Here is a 7,769-nt window from a genome sequence, read left to right as displayed (position 1 = left end):
GCACCGCCACCTGTGGGACGCGCGCAGGACCGGCGAGCTGCGGATCCGGTCCGGGGCCGGTCGGCCGCCCGCCGGCGGCCGCCCTGTGCTTGCCCCGGAGATACCGGCAATGGTGCCGCGGGGACGCCTCTGTGCCGTTGACCGGTGGGCCGCCGAGGCGGGGATTCTGCTCCGCGCCGAGGGGCGGCCCACCGGCGACGTCACCGTGCGGCTCGGGGGCAGGCACCGGCTCGTCCTGCAGCTGGTGGAGGACAGGGACGGCGCCGACCCGCCCGCCCTGCGGATCGCGGCGGCGTCCACGGACGGCGGCGCCTCCGCGCCGCCCGTCCTGCCCGATGCGGCGACCTGGGTGCTGCCCGACCTGGAACTGCTCCGCACCGGGGCGATCGAGGCCGGCCGGCTGCACCCGCTGGTCGCCTCGGCACTGGTACCGGACCATTCGCCGGCCCGTCCGCCCCGGACCCAGGACCGGGCGGGGCAACCGCGCCTCGTGGAGTGCCGGGGAGCCCAGCACCGGATCGGCCTGGTCAACGGGGTGCTGGCCCCGCTGGACCACGACCCGGCCGAGATCCGGCGGGAGGAACTGCTGGTCGCACTGACCGGTACGCCGCTTCCCTGCCTGCGGGCGATCGACGAGGCACACCGTCGTCCGGACTGCCTCACCGGCGTCCGCGAACGCCTGGACCACGGCGACACCGCCGGTGCGCTGGCCGTGGTCGAGGGCCTTCTGGGCCCCGGCGCACAGCTGCGCGGCGGCCCTCTGCGGGACGCCCTGGAGGCGGCCGCACAGCGCCGGATCACGTACGGCCTGTTCAGGGCCGGCCTGGTCGGACCCGGGCCCGGCCACATCCGCCCGGACGGTCCCCGTCCCCGCGCCCGGCGTTCACACCCACGCCGCGCGACCTCTCGCTGACCAGGGGCATCCGCCCCGCGCAGCCATTCGGCTCACCACGAACCCAAAGGTGATCAAACATGCCCGCATACGCCCCGCCCGCCGCGACCGACACCTCCTCCGACCCGGTCTCCTCCGACCCGGTCTCCTCCGACCCGGCCCACGCCTCCCGGCTCGACGTCGCCGACGAGTTGCTGACCCTGCTGCGCGACGCGACCACCGAACCGCGCCCCGACATACAGCTGGAGGCCCTGACCCTGGCCGTGGCCGCCGACCTCCCCGTACTCCTGTGGGGTGAGCCCGGGATCGGCAAGACCGCGGCCCTGACACAGCTCGCCGAAGCCCTGGACCTTCCGCTGACCACAGTGATCGCAAGCGTGCACGAGCCGTCCGACTTCTCCGGCCTGCCCATCGTGGGAGACGATCCCGCGGAACAGGGTGTGCCGATGGCCCCGCCCGACTGGGCCGTGCGCCTGGTACGGGCCGGCCGGGGGCTGCTGTTCCTGGACGAGCTGTCCACCGCGCCGCCGGCCGTCCAGGCCGCCCTGCTCCGCCTCGTGCTCGAGCGGCGGATCGGCTCCCTGCGACTGCCGCCCGGGGTGCGGATCGTGGCCGCCGCCAATCCGCGGTCCTCAGCGGCCGACGGCTGGGAGCTGAGCCCGCCCCTGGCCAACCGGTTCGTCCATCTCCCGTGGACCCACGACCACGAGGTCGTGGTACGCGGCCTCGGCGGTACCTGGCCCCGGGCGACCCTGCCGCGCCTCGCCCCGGAAAAGCTGCCGGAGGCCGTGGACTTCGCCCGCCGCGCGGTGTGCGGGCTCCTCACCGCCCGCCCCAAGCTCGTGCACCAACTGCCCAGCAGCGAAACGCGCCGGGGCGGCGCCTGGCCATCACCCCGGAGCTGGGAGACGGCCCTGTGCCTGATCGCCTTCGCGACCGCGGCCGGTTCCTCCCGGCAAGTTCTTTCCCTGCTGGTCAGGGGCACCGTGGGGGACGGTCCGGGGCTGGAGCTGCTGGCGAGCCTGGACCGGATGGACCTCCCGGACCCCGAGGTGCTTCTCGCCGACCCCGCGAGCGCCGTACTGCCCGAGCGGGGGGGATCTGCGCCAGGCCGTGCTCGACGGAGTGGTGGCGGCGGTTCGCAGGCGCCCGGAGAAGCCCCGCTGGGACGCGGCCTGGGCGCTCCTGGTCCGGGCGGTGGAGACCGGAGCCCCGGACCTGGTGGTCGTTCCCGCGACCACCCTCGCCACGTTGCGCCGTGAGGACTGGGACGTTCCGGCATCGATCGAGCGGCTCGCCGGAGTGGTGTCCCTGTCCCGGCGGGCGGACCACGCGGCGGCCCGGGCCGCGGTCGCCACGAAGGCCGGCCGGTGACGCCGGACGCACCGGGGTCACTGGACCTCGACAAGCTCTTCGCCGCCCGGCTGCACGCGGCCCGCGCCCGGCCCTACCTGGCGACGGCGCTGTTCGCCCTGCACACGGTCGAGTCGCGGCGGGTGCCGACGATGGCCGTCGACCGGTACTGGCGGTGCTACGTCTCGCCGGCGTTCGTGGACCGGACCCCGGTGGAGGAACTGGCCGGGGTATGGGTGCACGAGGTGTCCCACCTGCTGCGCGACCACCACGGGCGCAGTGACCGGGTCGCGCGGGAGCGCGGGCTGACCGGCCCGGGGGAACGGCTGCGGATGAACATCGCCGCGGACTGCGAGATCAACGACGACGCGTTCGGTGACGGGCTGGTACGGCCCGAAGGCGCCGTCGGGCCGGAGTCGTTGGGGCTGCCCCAGGGGATGCTCATGGAGGACTACCTGCGCGAGTTCCGGCTCGGGACGCACACACAGGGCCTGGCATGGCTGGACTGCGGAAGCGGCGCCGACGGGCAGGAACGGGAGTGGGATCTGGGACCGGACGGCGCGCACGGCCTCAGCGAGCAGGAACGGGACGCTGTCCGGTTCCGGGTGGCGCAGGGCATCACCGCCCGCCCGGGGGACTCACCGAAGGGGTGGCGGCGGTGGGCGGAGGAGGCGTTCCACCCGCCGCAGCCGTGGCGGGAGTTGCTGGGAGCGGCGGTCCGCTCGGCGGCGTCCGGCTCCGGCGCGGGCGAGGACTACACCTACGGCTGGCCGTCGAGACGCTCGGCGGGGGTGCCCGGCACCGTCCTGCCGAGCCTCAGACGCAGGCCGCCCCGGGGCTGCGTGGTCATCGACACCTCCGCGTCGGTCAGTGACACCGAACTGGGCAGTGCGCTCCTCGAGGTTGCCGCGATCTTCCGTGCCGTGGGCGGCCGTCGCGACCTGATCACCGTGCTGTCGTGCGACGCGGCGGCCGGGATCGCGCACCCGCTGTGCCGGGCCGAGGGAATACCGCTGGTGGGCGGCGGGGGTACGGATCTGCGCGCGGGCTTCGCGAGGGCACTCAGGACCGGGCCGCGACCGGACGTCATCGTGGTCCTGACCGACGGGCAGACGCCCTGGCCGGACTCGCGGCCACCGTGCCGGACGGTGGTGGGTCTGTTTCCCCGGCAGCACGCGGCCGGGTCGTGGGACGAGGACGATCCCGAGTACGTTCCGGACTCGCCGCCCGCGTGGGCGCGGGTGGTCGACATCGGGTCGGCTCCCGCCGCCCGGTGAGCCCTCAGGACACCGGCGAGGGCGTGCGCGCACGGACTCCCCGGACCCGGACCGCCCCGGACCCCGCGGCCGTCGCGGCGGGACATGCGGCGTTCCGGCTCCAGCCGTTCCGGCGGGCCCCCGACGGTGTGCGCCGTTCGCCGGCCGGTGCCCCGGGCCCGGCCGGCGAGGCGGAACAGCGCCCGGCGTACACCGTCATTCGTGTGCGATGGCGGCCAGAACGTTCATCCGGGAGGCGCGCAGCGCGGGCAGCAACGCCGCCGCGAGACCGACCACGACGGAACCGAGCACCACCGCCACCACCGTGCCCCAGGGAACGGCGAAGGCGGTCATGCCCTCCAGCGCGAGGACCTGCTGGACCGCGACGCCCCACACCAGGCCGAGGGCCAGGCCGAGCAGTGCCCCGAAGACCGCGATGACCACCGACTCCAGCCGGATCATCCGCCGCAGCTGGACCCGCGAGAGACCGATCGCCCGCAGCAGTCCGATCTCCCGGGTCCGCTCGACGACCGACAGCGCCAGCGTGTTCACCACACCGAGGATCGCGATGATGATGGCCAGCCCCAGCAGCGCGTACACCAGGTAGAGCAGGACCGCGATCTGCTCGCGGATCAGCTCCTTGTAGTCCGCCTGGTCGCGCACCCGCACCTGCGGATACGGGTCCAGGGCCTCCTCCAGCGCGGCGCGGAGGTCACCGGTGCCGGTGGCGTTGGAGGCGTTGACGAACAGGGCGTGGTCCTGACCGCCCGGCAGGTTCTTCTCCAGGGTGTCCATCGCCATGAAGATGCCGCCCTGTACGCCGGGCCCGCCCCCGGTGGCGCCGTCCGTGATCGCCCCGACGGTGAGGTCCGCCGTCTTCCCGCCCTTGAAGAGGACCTTCACCGTGCTGCCGGCGCGTACGTCGTGCTGGTCGGCGAACTCCTTCTCCATGGCGAGCCGTCCGGGCTCGAGCGCGGCGGCCGTGTCGCCCGCCGCGTAGTCGAGGTTCGCGACCTCGTCGAAGTCCTCGTCGACGCCGGCGCCCATGGTGTCGACGGTCTTGCCGTCGGGCAGCGTGACCTTCAGTCCAACCAGCCGCTCCCGTACGAGCGTGTCCAGCCCGTCCACCTCGCGGACCTTCTCGGTGACCTCCTGGGGGAACGGCAGGAAGTTGTCGTTCTGGACGACGAAGTCGGCGCCCAGCGTCCGGTCGATCTGCTCGTCGAACGACTTGGTCATCGAGGCCCCGGCCACCGACATGCCGCCGACCAGCGAGATGCCCACCATGAGCGCGGCCGCCGTCGCCCCCGTACGGCGGGGATTGCGCAGGGCGTTGCGCTGGCTCATCCGCCCCACCGAGCCGTACAGTCGGGGGAACAGCCCGCCCAGCACCCGGATCACCGGCCGCACCAGCAGCGGACCCGCGACGACCGTCGCGATCAGCGTCAGCACGATGCCGAGACCCAGCAGGGAGGCAGCCGACGAGGTCCGCGTGCTCACCGCGCAGCCGGCCAGCGCGGCCGCGCCCGCCGCGGCCACCACCGAGCCGGCCACGGCCCTGGCGCGCAACGGCCGTCCTGTGCCGGAGACCTCGACGTCCGCGAGCGCCGCCATCGGCGAGACCTTCGCGGCCCGCCGCGCCGGGAGGTAGGCGGCGACGAGGGTGACACCGACCCCGACGGTGTACGCCGCGACGGGCGTACCGGCGCTGATCACCATCTCCGTCGCGTCCAGGTTCATGCCCAGCAGACCCATCACCTGGATGAGGCCGGCCGCCAGCGCGATGCCCGCCAGGAGCCCGAGGGTGGAACCGACCAGGCCGAGCAGCAGCGCCTCGGTCAGCACGCTGCGCCGCACCTGGCCGCGGTCCGCCCCCAGTGCCCGCATCAGCCCCAGTTCCCTGGTGCGCTGGGCGATCAGCATGGAGAAGGTGTTGACGATCAGGAAGATGCCCACGAGCACGGCGATCCCGGCGAAGCCCAGCATCACGTACTTGATGACGTCGAGGAATCCGCCCAGTTCCGCGGTGTCGGACTCGGCCTGCTCGGCGGCGGTGGCCAGTTCGTAGCCGTCGCCGAGCTCGGCGGCGATCCGCTGTTTCAGTACGCCGTCGGAGACGCCCGGCTCGGCGTCCACCGACAGGGAGGTGGCCAGGCCGGGTCTGCCGAGCAGTTTCTCCTGGGCGGTCGGGGTGTCCAGGAACACCAGCGCCGCACCGGGGTTGGTGGTGGTGAAGGTGGCGATGCCGACGATTTCCACGGTGAAGGTGCCGGGTGTGGCGATGACCCGCAGGCGGTCGCCGATGCCGAGGTCCTTGCTCTTCGCGGTGTCGGCGTCGATCAGCGCCTCGCCCGCGCCGCGCGGCGTGTGGCCGCTGGTGAGTTCGAGCGGGCTGCGCTCGGTGACGTACCAGTTCGTGGCGATCGTGGGGGCGCCCGAGACCGAACCGACGTTCTCGTTGTCCTCGTTGACGAGCGTGACATTCTGGTCGGACACGTCGACATGGGCGCCGGCGACCCCTTCCACGCCCTGGACGCGTTCGGCGACCGAGGCGGGGAAGGTGACGACCCGGCCGGTGGGCACGGCCTCGTCGCCGGTGTCGGACTCCGCCTCCACGGTCACGTCGGGCGCCGTGGACGCGAACAGATGGTCGAACGTACGGGAGACGGTGTCCGAGAAGATCAGGCTGCCGGCCACGAACGCCACCGACAGCAGCACCGCCAGTGCGGACAGCAACAGCCTTCCCTTGTGGGCGAGGAAACTGCGCAGGGTCGCCTTCAGCACGGCAGCCTCAGTCCTCCCGGGTCGTCTCGCCGAAGGGCTCGCGGGTCCCGTCGAGGGGGGTCCCGAGGGCCGCCTCGCGCCGCTGGTCGGGCCTGAGAGTCGTGTCGAAACGCTTCATGCGCTCCAGCACCGCCTCGGCCGTCGGGTCGGGCATCTCGTCGACGATCCTGCCGTCACCGAGAAACAGCACCAGGTCGGCGTGAGCGGCCGCGCCAGGGTCGTGGGTGACCATGACGACGGTCTGGCCCAGCGAATCCACCGCCTCCCGGAGGAAGGCCAGCACCTCGAGACCGGCCCGCGAGTCGAGATTGCCGGTCGGCTCGTCGGCGAAGATCAGCTCCGGCCGGGACGCGAGCGCGCGGGCGCAGGCCACGCGCTGCTGCTGTCCGCCGGACAACTGGGCCGGCCGGTGCCCCAGACGGTCCCGCAGCCCGAGCGTGTCGATGACCTCGTCCAGCCACTTCCGGTCCGGCTTTCGGCCGGCGATGTCCATCGGCAGCGTGATGTTCTCGGCCGCGGTGAGAGTGGGCAGCAGGTTGAACGCCTGGAACATGAAGCCGATCCGGTCCCGGCGCAGCCGTGTCAGCTCGCGCTCCTTCAGGCCGGTGATCTCCGTGTCGCCCAGCCACACCTGACCGGCCGATACCGTGTCCAGCCCCGCCAGACAGTGCATCAGCGTGGACTTCCCGGAACCGGAGGGCCCCATGACGGCGGTGAACCGGCCACGCTCGATGTCCACGTCCACCGAGTCCAGTGCGAGCACGGTCGTCTCGCCCGAGCCGTACGCCTTGGTGAGCCCGCGGGCCCTGGCGGCGACCGGTGCCGTCGCCGCTCGACGCGCATCCGCTGCAGCTGATGTGGACAAGGCCGCCTCCCAGGTCGTGACCGTCCCGACTCGCGTACCACTCGGCTACCGGTGCCGAGCGTAGGCCCGCGCCTCCCGGATCGGTATCCGCCGGAGGTCGCGCCACGGACTTTTCGGCTCCTCCCCCCGGAGGACTCGCCTCACACGTGCCGTCCTCCGCGTGCCCCGGCCGGCGCCGGCGCACTCGCGCCGGTCTGCCGGGACGGCGAAGAAGCGGACCGCGGCGCTTCCCGCCGCGTCGCGGGGCCGCGCGCCGGACCGGCCGGCGCGTCCCCGGACACGTGCCTGCCGGTCAGTCCGACAGGCGGAACGCCGGCTCCGTCTCCCACTTGTCCATGTCCGGTTCCAGTCGCGGGTCCGTACGGTAGATCTCCAGCCGGCAGCCCTACAGCTGTCCGCGCGACGTCTCCTCCATGTCCCGGGTCAGGCCCTCCAGTGCCGCCCACTCCAGCAGCGCGGCCGTGGCCTTTGCCAGCCGCTCCGGATGCCCCATGAGCGGTGTGCAAGCTGAAGTTGCTGGTCACGGGGCTGGTGTGCGTGGGCATCGGGATGCTCATGCTGGTCGCTGGCAGATGACTTTGGTGAAGATCGTCGGTCATCGGGCGACTTCGCGGTTGGT

3 protein-coding genes and 2 pseudogenes are annotated in these 7,769 nt (G+C 73.2%); 3 read left to right on the top strand and 2 right to left on the bottom strand.

The annotated features are described in order from the left end of the window. The 3 genes and pseudogenes from GUY61_RS31140 to GUY61_RS31130 all read left to right on the top strand — a co-directional run. Positions 1 to 913 (top strand): annotated as a pseudogene (locus GUY61_RS31140) (hypothetical protein); the annotation flags it as partial. Between the two features lie 59 nt (positions 914 to 972). Beyond that, positions 973 to 2,266: pseudogene (locus tag GUY61_RS31135) on the top strand (AAA family ATPase). Beyond that, the gene (locus GUY61_RS31130; protein WP_166633594.1) at positions 2,263 to 3,522 is read left to right on the top strand and encodes a DUF2201 family putative metallopeptidase; all 1,260 of its coding nucleotides are present in this window, start codon (positions 2,263 to 2,265) and stop codon (positions 3,520 to 3,522) included. Before GUY61_RS31135 ends, GUY61_RS31130 begins: the two are co-directional and overlap by 4 nt. Positions 3,523 to 3,717: 195 nt before the next feature. On the opposite strand, the gene GUY61_RS31125 is transcribed toward GUY61_RS31130, so the two are convergent. Both GUY61_RS31125 and GUY61_RS31120 read right to left on the bottom strand, forming a co-directional pair. Beyond that, positions 3,718 to 6,285 carry an ABC transporter permease gene (locus GUY61_RS31125; RefSeq protein ID WP_166633593.1) on the bottom strand — a complete coding sequence of 856 codons (2,568 nt, stop codon included), beginning with the start codon at positions 6,283 to 6,285 and terminating at the stop codon, positions 3,718 to 3,720. A gap of 7 nt (positions 6,286 to 6,292) precedes the next feature. Next, positions 6,293 to 7,150 (bottom strand): ABC transporter ATP-binding protein, encoded by an 858-nt coding sequence (locus tag GUY61_RS31120; protein ID WP_243766883.1) that lies wholly within the window; start codon positions 7,148 to 7,150, stop codon positions 6,293 to 6,295. Between the last annotated feature and the right edge of the window lie 619 nt (positions 7,151 to 7,769).

Origin of the sequence: Streptomyces sp. GC420, assembly GCF_009916105.1 — a bacterium.
In the GTDB taxonomy this organism is placed as follows: domain Bacteria; phylum Actinomycetota; class Actinomycetes; order Streptomycetales; family Streptomycetaceae; genus Streptomyces.
Note: the sequence above shows the minus strand (reverse complement) of the source record. Positions and strands in the feature narration are given on the sequence as shown.